Consider the following 18,994-nt stretch of genomic DNA (forward strand, 5'->3'; position numbering starts at 1 on the left):
TTGGTTTGGACACCTAAAAGATCGAGGCTTTTTTATTTATATACAACTGGTGAATAGCTTTTACGAAAATTTGATGAAGTAAAGTTACCTCTTACAAGAGTAGGTCGCCGCCCTTTTAATAAAAGGGGCTTCTTCTAAAGAGTCAGCTTTTTTGTGTCTATACTTTTCTGAAATATAACTATGCTATCGTTTAGAAATAAAGAGATGTATCTTCTAATATTGGAAAGAGGGACCTCTTCCCGAATTTAATGCCCTTTGGGAACAGAGAAGTTAAGCCCTATCGCGCTGAGGCTACTGCAGAGATGTGGGAGAGTAGGTCGCCGCCCTTTTAATAAAAGGGGCTTCTTCTAAAGAGTCAGCTTTTTTGTGTCTATACTTTTCTGAAATATAACTATGCTATCGTTTAGAAATAAAGAGATGTATCTTCTAATATTGGCAAGAGGGACCTCTTCCCGAATTTAATGCCCTTTGGTAACAGAGAAGTTAAGTCCTATCGCGCTGAGGCTACTGCAGAGATGGGCGATAGTAGGTTGCCTCCCTTTTAATAAAAGGGGTTTTGGATATGCAACTTTTTACCGGACAAAAAGTTAAGCCGCACATTGATTATATAATTCCATAAATTCCAATGGCGATCTGTATCCCAATTTTGAGTGTATTCTTTTCCTGTTATACCAAACCTCAATAAAATGAAATATTTCTGTCTTTGCCTGAAATCTAGAGTAATAGTGTCTATGATCAATCATTTCAGATTTAATTATCTTAAAGAAATTTTCAGCTACTGCATTATCCCAGCAGTTTCCTTTTCTACTCACACTTTGAATTACATTCGCCTTTCTAAATTCTTTTTTTAATTCTTCAGCTACATATTGCACCCCTTGATCAGAGTGAAATAGCATTTCGGCCTTAGGTTTACGATTGCGTTTGGCCATTTTCCAAGCCTTCATTACAGTGTTTTCTGCCGTCATGTCTTCAGACATTGACCACCCAACAATAGAGTGGTCAAAGAGATCTATTATTGTAGTAAGGTATAGCCAACCTTGCTCTGTTGGAACATATGTAAGATCAGATACCCAAACTTTACATGGTTCGTTAGTCTTGAATTCTCGATTAAGATGATTTAATGCAACTCGTTTACCATGGTCTGACCTAGTCGTTTGGGGTTTGTAACTTTTACAAATACAACTTTTTATACCATTTCGTTTCATTATCCGAGCAATACGGTTTCTTGATGTAGTGACACCATTTTGATTAGGTACTGCTGTAATCTTATGGCTACCGTAACGACGTTTCGATTCATTATACTCTTTCAACACGAGCTTTGTATCCTTCTCCCATGCTATTTTTCTTTGGGATGGTATATCTTTTTTCCATTCATAATAAGCTGAGCTACTTAAGTCTAGTGTTTTACACATACTCTCGACAGAAAACATCGTACTATTATCTGATACGAACTCATAAGTTAGCTGTCGCTCTTGGAGAATATGTTGATGGCTTTTTTTTAGATATCTCGTTCCATACGAACTTGCTTCAGCTCTTTTTCAAGTTGTGAGATTCTTGCTTCTTCGTCTGTCTGAACTAGATTGCCATTACCCTGAAATGAGTTTTTTTCATATGTACGAAACTCACGAACCCAGCGTCGTACCATATGAGCATCGATGTCGTTCTCTTCAGCAACTGAACGAGCATCTCTACCGCTATCTACAAGATTAACAATCATCATCTTGAACTCTCTTTCGTAACTCTTTCTTTTTCGTATTCCCATAATACAAATTTATTATTTTTCTGTAATAGGGGTTTAACCTGCTATCCGTACAAATATACCACATCCACTGTAATAAAAATGTTATGTGATAGACGTTGAATAGATTAGTTTTATTTCGGTTCGTTTTGAATTTATATTCAACTCTAATCGTAACTATTTACTGTAATAACATAACATTTATGAACACTAAAATTTCAGTATTGATTTTTGCATCTTTATTGAGTGCAGGATCTACTATCGCTAAAAAGAAAGCCCCAAAATCTAGGCCAAATATTATTTTCCTATTAACAGATGATCAAAGGTATGATGCTTTAGGTTGTATGGGGAATAGTGAAATCTAGACTCCCAATATTGATAAGATAGGAAAGGATTATCTTTACTCAGTATTATAATACTACTGCAATCTGTATGGCATCGAGGGCGACACTAATGACTGGTATGTATGAGAATAAAACTGGTTGTAATTTCTCTCATGGTGCAATGACACCTGATAAATTTGAACTTTCATATCCTATGCTATTAAAAGGAGCAGGTTACAAAGTAGGATTTGCTGGTAAATTTGGATATGCTATAAAAAAGGTAAGGCAGCTAAAGGATGTTCTTATCATACTTATGAAGATTTGCCTATCGATAAGTTTGATTGGTGGAGAGGCTGGCCTGGTCAAGGTGATTATGCTACTATTAAAAATAAGTATATGAAAGAGTATGCATCGGAATATCCTCATGTGCCTGGAGCTTTGGGAGCAGCAGCAATTGACTTTCTTAAAGAATATGGAGATAAAGAAGAACCTTTTTGTTTGTCTATTAGTTTCAAAGCGCCTCATGGCCCTATGAGACCTGATAAAAAGTATGATGAGGTATATAAGGGAGTTAAATTTACTAGAAAAGAGAATTACTGGAGAGAAAATGGTACTCATCTAGCCAAACAATCTAAATTGGGTCGTCAATACACTACCATATGTGATACCTGGGCACCAGAAAAATATGATGCGAAACTTGCTATCTACTATCAACAAATTTATGGTGTTGATAGTGCTGTTGGAATGATTTTATCTCAGTTAAAGCGTCAGGGCTTGGATGATAATACAATTGTTATTTTTACCTCTGATAATGGGTATCATTGTGGAGCTCATGGTTTTGGTGGTAAGGTCTTAACTTATGAGGAGGGGTCACGTGCTCCTTTGTTAGTTTACGATCCTACAGCTAAAGGTAATCGCAATAGTTGTAGTTCTTTGGTTTCAAATGTTGATATAGCGCCAACTATTTTGAATCTAGCAGGAGTACATATCCCACCTAATATGGATGGTAAAAGTTTGACTAGATTATTTGATAATCCTAAGAGAGCGGTGAAGAATCATGAAATTCTAATTCAGGTATGGGGAGAAAACCCAACACATAGTTTAAGTGTTGTAGCCGATGGTTTTAAATATATATATTGGTTTTATGGCAAAGACATGGCACCCGTTGAAGAGTTGTTTGATTTATCCAAAGATCCCTATGAGATGCATAATATTGCTGGTGTGGGTAGTAGCAAGAAACAGCTAACAAAAATGAGAATGATTTATGATAGTGAAGTCAAAAAGTGGAAGGGTAGATCTATTGCAGGACATAATTATGAGCAGTATTCCATTCTTTTTGATAGAAATATCCCTTGGTCTAAAAAGGAGGGAATAATGAAGAAGCCTAATTACAATTATGGTCCCAAGAAAAAGAAGTCCGAAAAAAGAACGAAACACTCTTAGTTGAGCCTAAAACTTACCTCTCTTTCTTTATTATAAATGGACTAATTTGTTCAGAATAATCTTTTTATAAAATGATACTACATTCTTTAATCGAATAATATCATATAGGTATTGTTTCAAAAAACTTTGATATTAAATTGTCTTTATTCTCAAAGACTTAAATAGAGTCATAATAATGTAGTATAGAACAACGGTATGACAATTTTAATATTTAAGGCGAACTAATATTCAGTTAATCAGTGTTTTGTGTGATCTTGTTGCTATGGGCATGGATTATTTATATCGATGATCTTATATAATAAGACATTAAGAATCATTTTTGTGAATTATGTTGTCATACTATCGTCTAGATTATTAAAGATACTTGATCGAAGTAATTAGTTGACTAGAAGGATTCAATTTGAGTACTAATTTTAATAAACGAGTCCCAATTCATTGCTTGAAGAAACAATTAACCTATTTGGTTTCTATATTTGTAGTGTAATAAATTTAAAGGCTTTATCGTAATAATATAAGTTCTTTCGTTTTGTTTGTTATTTCAGATATATCCATTGTTCGATATTTCTGAATTTTAGTTAGATTGTTAGTTTAGTTCGTTTATTTATAGTTGCGTGGATTACATTTGTTGTTATTCCAAATACTCTTACTTGAGATGCCTGTTGGGGGACAGACATCTACAGGTAAGAGTTTTTTTTATTCTTTAATTACTCTTTCTTGGTAATGAGAATATCTCGCAGAATAGAGTTGACTATTTTGCAAAAACATTGAATAGGCTCGTTTGGAATGAATAAACTGAATCCTTTATACTCAAATATTCTCAGTAGTTATTTTCTTGGGCGTTTTATTGATTAATCGCAATAAAAACGTCTCTCCCCTTCCTTAAGATTTAGTGTGTGTAATGGGATTATATCTTTTACAAGAGCCACTGTAATTCTTGAAAGAGAGGAGATATTCTTGACACTTTTATATGAATGCCACATATCATATGAAAGATCCAATACAATTAAGAGGAGCATCTCTTTCTTATAATACTTATTTAATTCTGTCGTACTTTCATTTATAATAGATTGGACATTCTCTCCTTGCTGTTTGAATAGCTTCTTATATCGTAACGAAATATTCATTTGGTATTATCTGGCAGAGCTTGGTTCTTCTACTTTCTCTACATTTCTTTTAGCATGTTTAATCTAAGGGCTTTTTGAAAAATATGTTTATTTCTTATACTTACATTGGTTCTATCTCGATTCTGGCAGTCTGATGTTGCAATTTCATATAGATTAGAAATTTTCCAAGAAATGGGATCAAGATTAGTAAGGTTCTCTTGATTATGTGTCTTAGAATACTCCTTTGCAATATTAATCATCATTAGAGTGAAAAAAATATATGTCATTCAAGGATAATTGAGATCAGAGATAATAGTTAGATTCGAACTAGTTTGGTTCGTATGGATGATTATTACATGTTTTGATTAATATATAGAACAAAAAGATAATTTTGCAATTTTCCGTATTTTGTTTTTGTCAAATGAATGTGTGGTTTCTATGGTTATAATATCTAGTTGTTTCCATGTATCAGTAACTAATTTTGTAAATTTGATATTATAATTATTACATAACATTCTTACTTATGATCGGGCCAATCTTTTTTCATTTGGAAAGTCGGCTCAATAGTGTAATGGAGTATTGTATATCTCATTAGGATTATTTTTTTTGATAAAATAAATTAGATAAATATGGGTAGTCATTATGTGTGTGTCTTAATTGTCTGTTTTACAGTATCTATGATGTTTATTTTCTGATGGATATTATTTGTTAGTTTAGATTCATAAGAATAAATAAGTGATTAGGTTTAGATTTTATATGAAAATGTATTAATTATGTTTTATTAATTCCAATTTATTGGAAGTCAAATGATTTATAGTATTTAGATTTTTAAAATTTTATTATTTTATGCGTTACATATATTCGTTATTTGTCTTTTTGTGTATCCTATTAAGTGAAGTCCATGTGGAAGCACAAAATGCTTTCTTAGAGAGTCGTTTCAGTTACTATTCTTATGAAGATGAAATATCATTTATATATCATGATCCTGTAGATTTTTCTCTGTCCAATACAGAATTGAGAGTGGATGACATTAAACACTATTTTTCTATTCGCAGGTTGACTCCGAAGGTGTCGTTATTATCTATTTCGATAGATAAATTAGATATGGGAGATCATAATGTTGTTCTAATGGTCAAGGACCAAGCAGTTGCAAGTTGTCGTTTTTCTATTTTGCATAGTCAGATAAATGAGGTGAAGCTCGATAAGTTAAGTGGTGGTTTAATCGTAGATCGACGCCCTTTTTATCCTCTTGGATTTTATACGCGTCTTCCAATGGATCAGGTTATAAAAAGGGAAGTGTACCATGGTTTTAATATGGTCGGGCCTTATCAGAATCTGAAAAAGAATAATTTCGAGTCGAGAAAAGCATATATGGATCTTTGTCATCAACTAGGATTGAAAGTTAATTATGCTGTGAATTCGATTGTGAATGAAGGAAATATTGACACAAAAAAAGATTTAGACAAAGAGACTGGAAAATCAAATTTGGAATTATTACAAGAAGAGGTTTTACGAATGAAAGATCATCCCGCACTTCTTTCTTGGTATCTTTCAGACGAACCTGTAGGTCAAGGACGAGATCCTAGATATTTAGAGAAAGCTTACAATCTTATTCACACACTGGATCCATATCATCCAATTACAATGGTTTTTATGACTCCCTCAAGAGCATCAGAATTTGATACTTCAATGGATATTGCCATGACGGACCCATATCCTATTCCAGGTCCTATTGATGAAATTCCTCAAAGTGTGAATGTATTAATGAACCAGTTTGAGTATAGAAAAGGCGTTTGGTATGTTCCACAGACCTTCGGTGGGGGCGAATTTTGGGAAAGAGAGCCAACCGAACAAGAGATTAGAGCCATGTGTTATAGTGCTATTCAGCAAGGAGCAATGGGGTTACAAGCATTTATTAAGAAGGGGGTTAATGAGTTTCCAAAGTCGATTACCTCATGGAATGGCTATGTAAAGGTTGTCAATGAGATACAGATGCTAATGCCATGGTTAAATAGTCGAGCAATGAGACAGGAGCTGACAACGGAAAACTCTGATATTTTAGCCTCTTATTGGAGACGTGATGATTCAGGTTTATTGATTGTTGTTAATAAGTCGAATAAGCCAATGAATTTTAATGTGGCATTGCCTTCAAGTTGTAGAGAGGAGAAAGTGGAAGTAATGTTTGAAAATAGGACACTTCCATTTAATAATGCCTATGTTTCAGATATGATTGACGCTTTAGGAGTAAGGGTATATAAAATATATGAACCTAAAGATAAAAGTAATAATTTACTTTCATTTGGAGATTTTGAGGAGTTTAGTAGTGCTTCAACCCCATCTTCATGTTATGCAAGAAATAGTAGTTTTGATGGAAGTAGATACTTTTTAGATGCTACATCTTATTATGAAGGACACTATTCTTTGTGTTTCTTTAATAATGGAAGTGATTCTGAAATGGGTCTTTCTTTTTATCGTACTTTGGTGTCACCTAACCAAGGTTATCATCTTTCATTTTGTGCAAAGTCAGAAACATTGTCTACAGATACTCTTTTTATTGAACTTAAAGGAATTGACAAGAAGATTCCTTTTATTCTAACCCCAGAGTGGAAAAGATATGATTATCAATTTTCAACAAAAGATAATTCTTCTCAAATTTCCATAGGGATCATCTCTAAGGTTCATGGACGTTGTTGGGTTGATAATATTGAGATGTATTACGATCCTTTCATTATGGAGAAGAAAGGAAGTGATAATACTTCTCTTGTTGTATTGAAAAAACATGGAGAAGGTACACTGCTCTATCGTACGACTATTATGGGACATAAGAGTAGATGGAGAAAATATCGTTTGCCAATAAAAGTAAATAAAACTACGCTGATAGAGGCAAAGTTGGAGGTGAAAGGTAAAGTTCTTAATTACTCTTCTAAGATGATTTTAAATCATCTCGGAATGAAAGGAAATTTAAAATTAAATGTGCCCGCTTCAGACAAATACCCAGGTCTTTCTAAAGGAAAGACTCTGATTGATGGAAAGTTTGCAACACCTTCTTATTTTGATAAGAATTGGCAGGGGTATGAAGGAATAGACCTCGCTGGGGTTATTGATCTTTGTGGATCTAACGAATTAGAACAGATCCGTTTTAATTTCCTAGATGATGTAAATGATGGAATCCATCTACCAAAACAGATTAAAGTATTCGGATCATTAGATGGGAAGCATTTTAAGCAAATTTCGGAGACAAGTATTGAATCGAGTAAGCCAGGAAAAAATGTAAATAAAGTGGTTGTATTATGTCCTTTAAAAACCAAAACAAGGTATATAAAATATGTGGTTGAAACGACTCATATTATACCTGAAGGTTTTCTTTTTAAAGGAAGTAAAGCTTGGACCTTTATTGACGAGATAGAGGTTTATTAGTGTGAAATAAATACAAGATAAAAGATGCGTTTTATAAGGATCTCTTCTCTTGTATTTATGTGACGAGTTTCAGATTCTTACTGTAAATTGAGAAATATGGGAATATGTTTCATTTTCGATCGAAAAGAAATAAATGTTTGCTCTCCTTATCCCATTTTTCTTTTTATTTTTGTGTTTTGAAATGTAAAATAATAGATAACGATGTATAGAACACATACTTGTGGTGAGTTACGACTTGCCAATGTAGACCAAGAAGTAACCCTCAGTGGTTGGGTACAACGTGTACGTGATTTAGGAGCAATGAGTTTCGTTGATCTACGAGATCGCTATGGGATAACACAATTGGTAGTTGATGAGACTAGTGATGCTTCTATTCGTGATGCTGTAAACCAACTTGGTAGAGAGTTTGTAGTTCAAGCAACAGGAGTAGTTCGAGAACGTTCGAGCAAGAATGATAAGATTGCAACAGGTGGTATAGAGATCTCTCTTACTGATGTGAAGATCTTAAACAAAGCGGATCTTCCTCCTTTTACAATTGAAGACGAAACAGATGGAGGAGATGAGATTCGTATGAAATATCGTTACCTTGATTTGAGACGTAGTCCTGTACGTGAGAATTTGGTGCTTCGTTCAAAAATGGCGCACGCTGTTCGTTCTTATCTTAATGATATGGATTTTATTGAAACAGAAACTCCTGTTTTGATTAAATCAACTCCAGAAGGCGCACGTGATTTTATCGTTCCTTCTCGTATGAACGAAGGACAGTTCTATGCTCTTCCTCAGAGTCCTCAGGTTTTTAAACAGTTGTTGATGGTTTCAGGATTTGATCGTTATTATCAAATCGTAAAGTGTTTCCGTGATGAGGATTTGCGTGCTGATCGCCAACCCGAGTTTACCCAGATTGACTGTGAAATGTCTTTTGTTGAACAAGAAGATATCTTGAATCTTTTTGAGGGAATGACTCGTGACCTGTTTAAGCAAATAAAAGGAATTGATCCAGGAGTATTTGCACGTATGCCTTATGCTACAGCAATGAGTAAATATGGATCGGATAAGCCAGATATTCGTTTTGAAATGTTGATTGAAGAGCTTACTTCGACAGTTCAGGGACAGGACTTTAAGGTGTTTGATGAAGCAGAGTATATTGGAGGTATTGTTGTAAAAGGAGCCGCTACCTTTACTCGTAAAAAATTAGATAAACTTACTGACTATGTAAAGCGTCCTCAAGTTGGTGCGAAGGGAATGGTCTATGTTAAGTGTAATGAGGATGGATCATTAAAGTCTTCTGTCGATAAGTTTTATGATAATGAACAACTAAAGCGTTGGGTTGAAACGACTGGTGCTAAAGTAGGTGATTTGATTCTTGTTCTTTCAGGTGATAAATCACACACATTGAATGCACTAGGAGAACTTCGTTTAGAAGTTGCACGTCAGGAAGGTTTAATGGATAAAGAGACTTTCAAACCTTTATGGGTTGTTGATTTTCCTCTTCTTGAATGGAATGAAGAGTCAGGACGATTCCATGCAATGCACCATCCATTTACTTCTCCGAAGAAAGAAGATTTTGATTTGATCGAGTCTGATCCTGGTGCTGTTAGAGCAAATGCTTACGATTTGGTTATCAATGGAGTTGAAATCGGAGGAGGATCTGTTCGTATTTTTGATAAGGATCTTCAAAGTAAGATGTTTGATCTATTAGGGTTTACTCATGAAGAGGCTCAGTCTCAATTTGGATTCTTGATGGATGCATTTAAATATGGTGCACCACCTCATGCTGGTATAGCTTTTGGTTTTGATCGACTAGTATCGATGTTTGCTGGCCTAGATACTATCCGTGATGTGATTGCATTTCCAAAAAACAACTCAGGACGCGATGTGATGATTGATTCACCATCTATGGTAGATAAGAGCCAATTAGAAGAACTTCAACTTGAGTCAACTGTAAAGGCTGACAAAGAGTAAGTACGAAGTTTGAAAATAGAATATAAAAGAAGGTTTTTTTTTACAAAACCCTTCTTTCATTTAACAAAAAAAAAGAGGGCTATCTTATTATAAGATAGCCCTCTCTTAATAATGTTATTATTGAGATTATTTTTCAGAATAATAACCTTTAATTACTCCCCTATGAGAGTTTTTCACAAACTCAATAATCATGTCGCGCTCTTTAGATTGAGGCACTTCAGTTGCAATTATTTCAAGAGCTTGCTTGTTATTGTACCCTTTCTGATATAAGAAACGGAAGATATCTTGAACCTCTCTAATTTTATCATTCGTAAACTGTCTTCTTCGAAGTCCAATAGAGTTTACTCCGACAAAAGATAAAGGATCTCTACCTGCTTTTACGAAAGGCGGTATGTCTTTAGAAACATGAGAACCTCCACTTACCATCACATGTTCGCCGATATGACAGAATTGATGAACTAAAGTTCCTCCTCCTAATATTGCCCAATCACTTACAATAACCTCTCCTGCAAGTTGAGTACAGTTTGCTAAAATTACATGGTTTCCAACAATACAGTCGTGAGCAATATGAGAATATGCCATGATTAAACAGTTGTTTCCTACCACAGTTTTCATTGCAGCAGAAGTACCTTTGTTGATTGTTACAAATTCACGTATTGTGTTATTGTCACCAATTTCAACAGTTGTATATTCTCCTTTATATTTTAAATCTTGAGGGTCGCCTCCGATAACAGCCCCAGAGTGTATTTTACAGTTCTTACCGATACGAGTACCAGGAAGAATAGTTACATTCGAACTAATATGAGTTCCATCTCCAATTTCAACGTCATTAAAGATGGATGCAAAAGGTTCGATGGTTACATTCTGTCCAATTTTTGCGTCAGGATGAATGTATGCTAACGATTCTTTCATTCGAGATAATTATTTAAGTCTTAAAAAATAAGAGCAAATAGTTTAATTACGCACAAAGTTAAAAAAAAAGATCAATTAAGAACTATGTGTATGACATAGAGAATAATTGATCTTTTTTATAGCTTATTACTGTTCTACAATTTGAGCCATAAAACCACCTTCAGCTACGAGTGTATCACCAACGTAAGCATATCCTTTCATATGAGCTACACCTCGTCTGATACCACCAAGTAATTCGAGTTTGAAAATTACTGTGTCGCCAGGAATAACTTTTTTTCGGAACTTAATATTATCCATTTTCATGAAGTAAGTGCCATAGTTTTTATCAGGATTGTCCGATAAAACATATATGCCACCACATTGTCCCATGGCCTCGACAAGAAGAACACCAGGCATTACTGGCTCTTCAGGGAAGTGTCCTTGAAAAAAAGGTTCATTAACCGTAACATTTTTTACTCCAACAATGTAATTGTCTTTCTTTTCAATGATTTTATCAATAAGAAGAAAAGGGTAGCGATGAGGGAGCATGTTCTTGATATCATTAATATCAAAAAGAGGCTTTGCTTTCGGGTTATATTGCGGAACTTTGTTTTTTTGCTCCTCTTTACATATTGCTTTTTTTATAATCTTTCCAAACTCAGTGTTAGCATGGTGTCCTGGTCTGGTAGCAATGATTCTCCCTTTGATTCGTTTTCCAACTAGAGCAAGGTCACCAATAATATCCAGTAGTTTGTGTCTTGCAGGTTCGTTGTTGAAGTGAAGGTTGATGTTATTTAATATGCCAATTTTATCAGCTTGAATATTATCTTGGTTAAAAAGAGAGGCAAGTCGATCAAGGTCTTTTTGATCCATCTTTTGATCCATGATTACAATCGCATTATCTAGATCGCCTCCTTTAACAAGATTATGCTGAAGTAGCATTTCTAATTCTCTAACAAAAACAAAAGTTCGACAGGGTGCAATTTCCTTCTCAAAGTCTTTGATATTGTCAAGAGATGCGAATTGATTTCCAAGAACAATAGAATCGAATGATATAAGTACATTTGCTCTAAAGTCATCATCCGGAAGTGCAATAATCTCAACACCTTTTTCAGGATCAGAATAAGTGATCTTTTCTTTTACAACAAAATATTCTCTTTTTGATTTTTGTTCTTTTAGACCAGCCTTTTTTAGGGCTTCCATTATCTTTATAGAACTTCCGTCCATTATAGGAGCTTCGGGGCCATCAAGTTCGATTAGAATATTGTCAAGGTCCGATGCAATAAGAGCAGCCATAGTGTGTTCAATGGTCGATATTCTAATATCTCCCATTTGTAAAACGGTACCTCTAGATGTGTCTGTTACGAGGGATAGATCACAATCTAGTATTGGGTGGCCTTCAATATCAGTACGCTTAAATTTAAAGCCATGATTTTCTGGTGCAGGTAGAAATGTCATTGTTACATTGGCACCTGTGTGTAGGCCTTTCCCAGAAATAGAAACTGTTTCTAAAATGGTTTTTTGTATATCACTCATTATTTTATTCAATAAGATTAATATCCATTAAATGATTAATATCTCTTTGTTGATATATTATGATAATATCGATTATGAATCGATTTAGAGTTCATTATATTATCAACACCCTCTCCTGTTAAAGTTCAGGTCAACAAGGATAGATTTTATGTGCGATTTATAAATCTAAATCAAGAGATTTTATTTTTTTAGACAAACTATTTAAGTCGCGTCTTAAGTCAGGTAGTTTACGTTTAACTGCCTCAATACGGAAAGCTTGTTTAACATCCATTGCAGGAGTTCCAAAAAGTGTTTGATTCTCATCCACATCAGACATGATACCCGCTTGTGCAGCAAGTGTCGTATGGTTTCCTATTTTTAAGTGACCAGCTACCCCTACTTGTCCTGCGAATATGCAATTACTACCAACTTTAGTTGATCCTGCTACTCCTGATTGAGAAGCTATTACTGTATTCTCTCCGATAACGACATTGTGTGCAATTTGTACTAAGTTATCAAGCTTCACACCTTGCTTGATGACAGTAGATCCCATTGTTGCACAATCTATGGTAGTATTGGCTCCAATCTCTACATTGTCTTCTAGTTTTACGTTACCAATTTGTGCAATCTTTTTATAAGAACCATCTTTAGTTGGTGCAAAACCAAATCCATCAGACCCTAAAACAGCACCTGCATGAATAATACAGTTTTGACCAATATGAGATTGTGGATATACTTTTACCCCTGCATAAATAATGCAATTATCACCAATGACTGTATTATCACCGATATAAGTGTTCGGATAGATTTTAACATTGTTTCCAATAGTTACATTTTCTCCGATATATGCAAAGGCACCAAGATAAATATCGTCTCCGATAGTTGCACTTTTAGCCATGTAACTAGGATTCTCAATTCCGACTTTCTGAGGTTGCATTTCTGCATATGCATTTAGTAGCGTAGCAATTGCAGTATAAGGATCTTTTACTCTAATAAGAGTACACTGAAGGGGTTTATCTGGAGTAAAATCATTTTTTACAAGCACAACAGAAGCTTGGGTTGTATAGATATGGTGGGTGTAATTTGTATTGGCAAGAAAAGCCAATGTTTCAGGTGCACTATCATCAATCTTTGATACGTTTTTGATGATAGTATTTTTGTCACCATCCACTGTACCATCTATGATAGTAGCTATATCTTGAGCAGTGAATTTCATAATATTATAACGTTTTTGTGAATTTCGTCATTCTTAAAGAAGATAACAATAATTTGAATTAAAAAATAGTGATCTTCAGAGCACAAATGTAAGAATAGTTTATTTAATCGACTTTAATTGTACTATTATTTAGATTATAGAACTTTATTTGACACAATTTAGTTGAATCAAAACATGTAAGCTGAAAATAGAAAGTAAATATTTTTTAAGGGCTAATGTATTTGTAATCAATTTTGTTTTTTTATATTTTTGTGGCAGAATTGAGCGAGATGTACAGCTGGGGGACACAAAGTCCCCTATTTTGTTAAGCCATATTGAAATGATAAGTAAAGATACCGTATATAAGTTATTAGAAGAGAAGTTGGTTGGAGATCTTTTTTTGGTTGATCTAACTGTGTCGTCTTCAAATGTAATCACTGTCGTAATTGATAGTGACTCAAGTGTAAATGTGGATACTTGTATCGAAATAAGTCGTCAGGTGGAACACAACCTAGATCGTGAAGCGGAAGATTTCGAGCTAACTGTTTATTCTGCAGGGGTTGGAGAACCATTGAAACTACCTCGTCAATATGAAAAAAATATTGATAGAGAGCTTGATTTGGTAACCTCTTTAGGAGATAAACTTGTTGGTGTTTTAAAAGAGGCTGATCAAGAGAAGTTTGTTTTAGAAGTAAGTAAAAAAGAACGTGTAGAAGGTAAAAAGAAGAAGATTGTGGTGACAACACAACATACTCTTTTCTATACGGATATAAAGACAGCGAAAGTTGTAGTTTCATTCAAATAAAAATCAGAGGCAATGGATAACCTTAATTTGATTGATACTTTCTCGGAGTTTAAGGAGTTGAAAAATATTGATCGTGCGACCATGATGAGTGTTTTGGAGGATGTTTTTAGAAGCGTTCTACAGAAACAATTTGGGACCGATGAGAATTTTGATGTGATTATAAACCCTGATAAAGGTGATCTAGAGATATTTAGAAATCGTGAAGTCGTAAAAGATGAAGATTTAGAGGACCCAAATCTTCAGATTTCTCTTTCAGAAGCAAAAAAGATTGATTCTGATTATGAGTTAGGTGAAGATGTGACCGATGAAGTAAGCTTTAAGGATTTTGGACGTCGTTCGATTTTGAACTTAAGACAGAATTTAGCCGCACGTATTTTAGAGCTAGAGAAAGATAATATTTATAACGAGTACAAGTCTAAGATTGGACAGATTGTAACTGGTGAAGTTTATCAAATTTGGAAGCGTGAGATCCTTATTCTAGATGATGAAGAGAATGAGTTGCTTTTGCCTAAGACGGAACAAATTCCTTCTGATTTTTTCAGAAAAGGAGATACTGTACGTGCAATCGTGACAAGTGTAGAGATGAGAAATAGTAATCCTATGATTATGCTTTCTCGTACTTCACCAGATTTCTTGTCTCGTCTTTTCGAATTAGAAGTTCCAGAGATCTACGATGGTCTTATTATAATTAAGAAAATTGAGCGTGTTCCTGGAGAAAGAGCAAAAGTTGCTGTTGAATCTTACGATGAACGAATTGATCCAGTTGGAGCTTGTGTTGGAATGAAAGGATCTCGTATCCATGGAATTGTACGCGAGCTTAAGAATGAAAACATTGATGTAGTAAACTACACGAATAATGTACAACTATATATCCAAAGAGCTCTTAATCCTGCACAAGTAACTTCTATTCGTATAAACGAGGAATTTAAAAAAGCGGATGTGTTCTTGCGTCCTGATCAAGTTTCACTTGCCATTGGTAAAGGCGGTTTAAATATCCGCTTGGCTAGTCGATTGACTGGTTATGAGATTGATGTGTATCGTGAAGCTGAAGAGGATGACGAAGATGTAAGTATTGACGAATTCTCAGACGAAATTGATGAGTGGATTATCGGTTCACTAAAATCGATTGGATGTGATACAGCCAAGAGTGTATTGCGTTTAAGTCGTGAAGAATTAATTAAACGTACAGACCTAGAAGATGAGACCGTTGATGAAATAATTGATATTTTCCAATCGGAATTTGAATAATTATGTCATAGATATTAGGTTGGGGCTTGTTCTAAGCCCCACTTCTTAACATTTATTTATTGGTTAATGTTGGAAGTATAAAGGTATAGGGTCTGTAACTAAGCATACTGTTATTTGAAAAAAAATCAAAGCATTATATGGTTTCAGAAGGAAAAAGATTAAGTAAGGTGGCCAAGGAACTCAATGTGGGGATCAGTACGATTACTGATTTCTTACAGAAAAAGGGGTTTGAGATTAAAAGTAATCCAAACACCAAATTAGAGTCTTCTGTGGTTAAAGAGTTAGAGAGTGAGTTCCGCAATGATCACGATCTAAAGAAACGTAGTGAGAAGGTTGCTCTTAGACCAAATAGTCGTAAGGCAAAGGACTCTGTTATTGCGAATGATGATGTACCCAATACTCCTTCCGATGCTCCAACGCAGGAGAAGGTGTCAGAACCTGTTGTTTCTTCTCCAAAAGAGGAGAAAGAGGGCACTTCATCTTCTGAAAAAAAGGTTCAAGAAGAGGTTCAAACAAAGCCTAAATTAAAAGTATTAGGAAAAATAGACCTCTCTACTTCGAAAAAGTCTACAAAAGACAAAAAAACGCCTGAAAAAGATAAATCTGCCGATACTTCCAAACCAGCGAAAGAGGTTGTGGATAAAAAACAATTTTCTGAACCAATTAAAGATAAACCTAAGAAAAAAGCTCCATTAAAAACGGAGAAAAAAGAAAATACTCCTGAGGTCCGAAAGGAAAAGGCTGTTGATGAGCAACGTGTCATCGAAACTGCAGTTAATAAAAAGCCGCAAGTCGAATCATCGACACTTCAGGAAGCTTCATCATCAGATAAAAAGAATAAGACGGACAAAGCTTTAGATAAGCCTAAAGAGGAAAGTAACGAAAGAATGACTAAAGAAAACGGAAAAAAGGATCAAGCTAACAAGCCTGTTGAAAAAAAGGAAGAAAGTGTATTTCACACTGAGAGACAGAAATTGTCTGGTCCTAAGGTTGTTGGGAAAATTGAACTTCCTGTAGAAAAGAAATCAGACAAATCTTCTAAGTCTGATAAAAATAAAAAGAAGAGAAAACGCCTTCCAAAAGAGAAGGTTGACATTAATGCTAAAGGAACCGACTCTGCAAATAAAGGACAAGGTAATAACCGAGGCAGAAATGGTCAAAGAGGCGGTCAAGGACAAAACGGTGGGAACCAGAATAATAAAGATGGGAACCAAAATAATAGCCAAAATAATAACCGTAATAACCGTGGTGGTCAACAAGGTGGTCAACAAGGTGGTCAAAACCGAAACAATAGTCAGAGACCAAACAACCGTAAACACACAAAAGGTCGTAAACCAATTGTGAAAAAAGAGGTTTCTGAAGAAGATGTTCAAAAGCAAATTAAGGATACTTTAGCACGTTTAACTTCTAAAGGTAAGTCTAAAGGAGCAAAGCACCGTCGTGATAAGAGACAAGCTGCAAGTGAGAAAGTTGCTAAAGAAGAAGCAGTAATTGCTCAAGATAAGAAAGTATTAAAGGTTACTGAGTTCGTTTCTGTTAGTGAGTTGGCAACCATGATGGATGTTACCGCAACACAGGTGATCGCAACTTGTATGAACCTTGGTACAATGGTTTCTATTAACCAACGTTTAGATGCAGAAACTTTAAGTATCGTTGCTGAAGAATTTGGTTATAAAGTTGATTTTATCTCTGTTGAGGTACAAGAAGCAATTGCAGAAGAGGTTGATAAAGATGAAGATCTTTTAGTTCGTCCTCCTATTATTACTGTAATGGGTCACGTTGATCATGGTAAGACATCACTTCTTGATTATGTTCGTAAGGCGAATGTGATAGCTGGAGAGGCTGGAGGAATTACTCAGCACATTGGTGCATATAATGTAACTCTAGAAGATGGACGTAAGATTACTTTCTTAGATACTCCAGGTCACGAGGCCTTTACTGCGATGCGTGCTCGTGGTGCTCAAGTTACTGATGTTGCTATTATTATTGTAGCGGCGGATGATAATGTGATGCCACAAACAATCGAGGCGATAAACCATGCTGCTGCTGCTGGTGTACCGATTGTATTTGCTATCAATAAAGTCGATAGAGACGCAGCGGATCCAGAACGTATAAAGAGTGAATTGGCTAATCTTAACTATATGGTTGAAGATTGGGGTGGAAAATATCAATCGCAAGAGATATCTGCAAAGACTGGTTTGGGGGTTTCTGAACTTCTAGATAAAGTTTTACTTGAATCAGAAATGCTAGACTTGAAAGCTAATCCAGATAAACGAGCTATCGGTTCTGTAGTTGAATCATCATTAGATAGAGGTCGTGGATATACTTCTACTGTGCTTGTTGAGTCAGGGACTTTACATGTAGGAGATGTTATTCTTGCTGGTCCTTACCACGGACACGTGAAAGCGATGTTTAATGAGCGTAACCAACAGGTTAAGAGTGTAGGTCCTTCTGAACCAGTATTAGTATTGGGACTGAATGGTGCACCACAGGCAGGTGATAAATTCAACTGTTTAGATAGTGAACGTGAGGCACGTCAGATTGCAAATAAACGAGAGCAGCTTCAACGAGAGCAAGGATTGAGAACTCAGAAACATATCACACTTGATGAGATTGGTCGTCGTATTGCTATTGGAAACTTCCAAGAGTTGAATGTTATTGTTAAGGGTGATGTGGATGGTTCTATTGAGGCATTGTCTGATTCACTTATTAAGCTTTCAACAGAAGAGATTCAGGTTAATATTATCCATAAGGCTGTTGGTCAGATCTCTGAATCTGATGTTATGTTGGCAACAGCATCGAATGCGATTGTTGTTGGTTTCCAAGTAAGACCTTCTATTGGAGCACGTAAATTAGCTGAGAAAGAGGAGATTGATATTCGTCTTTACTCTATTATTTATGATGCGATCGAAGAGGTTAAAGCTGCAATGGAAGGAATGCTTTCTCCTGAGATTAAAGAAGAAATTGTTGCTACAGTGGAGGTTCGTGAAATATTCAAGATCTCTAAAGTGGGTACAATTGCTGGTTGTTTCGTTCGAGAAGGAAAAGTTTCAAGAAATGCTAAGATCCGCTTAATTCGCGACGGTATCGTGGTTTATACAGGTGAATTGGCTGCGTTGAAACGTTTCAAAGACGATGTGAAAGAGGTAACACATGGTTACGAATGTGGTGTAAGTATTGAAAAGTACAACGACATTCGCGTAGACGATGTTATTGAAGCATATGAGCTAGTAGAAGTTGCTAAGAAACTTTAATTAGTACTATATAATGAAATACAAAGAAGGCTGTCTAATTTAGGCAGCCTTTCTTTTTGTTTGTATATGAATAAAAAAAAGAGAGAGACCTATTTTATTT

14 protein-coding genes are annotated in these 18,994 nt (G+C 35.1%); 8 read left to right on the forward strand and 6 right to left on the reverse strand.

What is annotated here, in order from left to right:
- Positions 1 to 587: 587 nt before the first annotated feature.
- On the reverse strand, positions 588 to 1,481 hold the full coding sequence (locus K4L44_17050) for an IS3 family transposase (GenBank protein QZE16028.1): 894 nt from the start codon (positions 1,479 to 1,481) through the stop codon (positions 588 to 590).
- 17 nt (positions 1,482 to 1,498) lie between these two features.
- Positions 1,499 to 1,762: a transposase gene (locus K4L44_17055; protein ID QZE14198.1), complete on the reverse strand. Its 264-nt coding sequence runs from the start codon at positions 1,760 to 1,762 to the stop codon at positions 1,499 to 1,501.
- 179 nt (positions 1,763 to 1,941) lie between these two features.
- Between K4L44_17055 and K4L44_17060 the strand changes: the two genes are divergently transcribed.
- From K4L44_17060 to K4L44_17070, 3 genes are all read left to right on the forward strand, one after another.
- Entirely contained in the window at positions 1,942 to 2,103 is a 162-nt protein-coding gene (locus tag K4L44_17060) for a hypothetical protein (GenBank protein QZE14199.1), read from the forward strand.
- A gap of 67 nt (positions 2,104 to 2,170) precedes the next feature.
- The gene (locus K4L44_17065; GenBank protein ID QZE14200.1) at positions 2,171 to 2,461 is read left to right on the forward strand and encodes a hypothetical protein; all 291 of its coding nucleotides are present in this window, start codon (positions 2,171 to 2,173) and stop codon (positions 2,459 to 2,461) included.
- Positions 2,383 to 3,504, forward strand: coding sequence for a sulfatase-like hydrolase/transferase (locus tag K4L44_17070; GenBank protein QZE14201.1), 1,122 nt, complete (start codon positions 2,383 to 2,385; stop codon positions 3,502 to 3,504). Before K4L44_17065 ends, K4L44_17070 begins: the two co-directional genes overlap by 79 nt.
- 848 nt (positions 3,505 to 4,352) lie before the next feature.
- On the opposite strand, the gene K4L44_17075 is transcribed toward K4L44_17070, so the two are convergent.
- The gene (locus K4L44_17075) at positions 4,353 to 4,628 is read right to left on the reverse strand and encodes a hypothetical protein (GenBank protein QZE14202.1); all 276 of its coding nucleotides are present in this window, start codon (positions 4,626 to 4,628) and stop codon (positions 4,353 to 4,355) included.
- 825 nt (positions 4,629 to 5,453) lie between these two features.
- Between K4L44_17075 and K4L44_17080 the strand changes: the two genes are divergently transcribed.
- The gene (locus K4L44_17080) at positions 5,454 to 8,024 is read left to right on the forward strand and encodes a hypothetical protein (GenBank protein QZE14203.1); all 2,571 of its coding nucleotides are present in this window, start codon (positions 5,454 to 5,456) and stop codon (positions 8,022 to 8,024) included.
- Between the two features lie 201 nt (positions 8,025 to 8,225).
- Positions 8,226 to 9,986 carry an aspartate--tRNA ligase gene (gene aspS / locus K4L44_17085; GenBank protein ID QZE14204.1) on the forward strand — a complete coding sequence of 587 codons (1,761 nt, stop codon included), beginning with the start codon at positions 8,226 to 8,228 and terminating at the stop codon, positions 9,984 to 9,986.
- Between the two features lie 126 nt (positions 9,987 to 10,112).
- Here aspS and lpxA read toward each other — a convergent pair whose 3' ends face one another.
- The 3 genes from lpxA to lpxD form a co-directional block, all read right to left on the reverse strand.
- Complete coding sequence (gene lpxA, locus K4L44_17090) at positions 10,113 to 10,898, reverse strand: acyl-ACP--UDP-N-acetylglucosamine O-acyltransferase (protein QZE14205.1); 786 nt, start codon at positions 10,896 to 10,898, stop codon at positions 10,113 to 10,115.
- Between the two features lie 126 nt (positions 10,899 to 11,024).
- Positions 11,025 to 12,413 (reverse strand): bifunctional UDP-3-O-[3-hydroxymyristoyl] N-acetylglucosamine deacetylase/3-hydroxyacyl-ACP dehydratase, encoded by a 1,389-nt coding sequence (locus K4L44_17095; GenBank protein ID QZE14206.1) that lies wholly within the window; start codon positions 12,411 to 12,413, stop codon positions 11,025 to 11,027.
- 157 nt (positions 12,414 to 12,570) lie between these two features.
- Positions 12,571 to 13,608 carry a UDP-3-O-(3-hydroxymyristoyl)glucosamine N-acyltransferase gene (gene lpxD / locus K4L44_17100; GenBank protein QZE14207.1) on the reverse strand — a complete coding sequence of 346 codons (1,038 nt, stop codon included), beginning with the start codon at positions 13,606 to 13,608 and terminating at the stop codon, positions 12,571 to 12,573.
- Positions 13,609 to 13,927: 319 nt separating this feature from the next.
- Between lpxD and rimP the strand changes: the two genes are divergently transcribed.
- The 3 genes from rimP (at position 13,928) to infB (ending at position 18,894) form a co-directional block, all read left to right on the forward strand.
- On the forward strand, positions 13,928 to 14,392 hold the full coding sequence (gene rimP, locus K4L44_17105) for a ribosome assembly cofactor RimP (protein QZE14208.1): 465 nt from the start codon (positions 13,928 to 13,930) through the stop codon (positions 14,390 to 14,392).
- A gap of 12 nt (positions 14,393 to 14,404) precedes the next feature.
- Positions 14,405 to 15,640 (forward strand): transcription termination factor NusA, encoded by a 1,236-nt coding sequence (nusA, locus tag K4L44_17110; GenBank protein QZE14209.1) that lies wholly within the window; start codon positions 14,405 to 14,407, stop codon positions 15,638 to 15,640.
- A gap of 137 nt (positions 15,641 to 15,777) precedes the next feature.
- Positions 15,778 to 18,894, forward strand: a complete 3,117-nt coding sequence (gene infB, locus K4L44_17115) for a translation initiation factor IF-2 (protein QZE14210.1) — start codon at positions 15,778 to 15,780, stop codon at positions 18,892 to 18,894.
- The last annotated feature ends 100 nt before the right edge of the window (positions 18,895 to 18,994 follow it).

The sequence above is a fragment of the Prolixibacteraceae bacterium genome (assembly GCA_019720755.1).
GTDB classification, from domain to species: domain Bacteria; phylum Bacteroidota; class Bacteroidia; order Bacteroidales; family Prolixibacteraceae; genus Halosquirtibacter; species Halosquirtibacter laminarini.

Coding starts and splice junctions, on each gene's coding strand:
- K4L44_17055 (QZE14198.1), bottom strand. CDS start 1,762: ATGGGAATACGAAAAAGAAAGAGTTACGAAAGAGAGTTCAAGATGATG.
- K4L44_17080 (QZE14203.1), top strand. CDS start 5,454: ATGCGTTACATATATTCGTTATTTGTCTTTTTGTGTATCCTATTAAGT.
- rimP (QZE14208.1), top strand. CDS start 13,928: ATGATAAGTAAAGATACCGTATATAAGTTATTAGAAGAGAAGTTGGTT.
- lpxD (QZE14207.1), bottom strand. CDS start 13,608: ATGAAATTCACTGCTCAAGATATAGCTACTATCATAGATGGTACAGTG.
- K4L44_17095 (QZE14206.1), bottom strand. CDS start 12,413: ATGAGTGATATACAAAAAACCATTTTAGAAACAGTTTCTATTTCTGGG.
- aspS (QZE14204.1), top strand. CDS start 8,226: ATGTATAGAACACATACTTGTGGTGAGTTACGACTTGCCAATGTAGAC.
- lpxA (QZE14205.1), bottom strand. CDS start 10,898: ATGAAAGAATCGTTAGCATACATTCATCCTGACGCAAAAATTGGACAG.
- K4L44_17065 (QZE14200.1), top strand. CDS start 2,171: ATGGCATCGAGGGCGACACTAATGACTGGTATGTATGAGAATAAAACT.
- K4L44_17060 (QZE14199.1), top strand. CDS start 1,942: ATGAACACTAAAATTTCAGTATTGATTTTTGCATCTTTATTGAGTGCA.
- infB (QZE14210.1), top strand. CDS start 15,778: ATGGTTTCAGAAGGAAAAAGATTAAGTAAGGTGGCCAAGGAACTCAAT.
- K4L44_17075 (QZE14202.1), bottom strand. CDS start 4,628: ATGAATATTTCGTTACGATATAAGAAGCTATTCAAACAGCAAGGAGAG.
- nusA (QZE14209.1), top strand. CDS start 14,405: ATGGATAACCTTAATTTGATTGATACTTTCTCGGAGTTTAAGGAGTTG.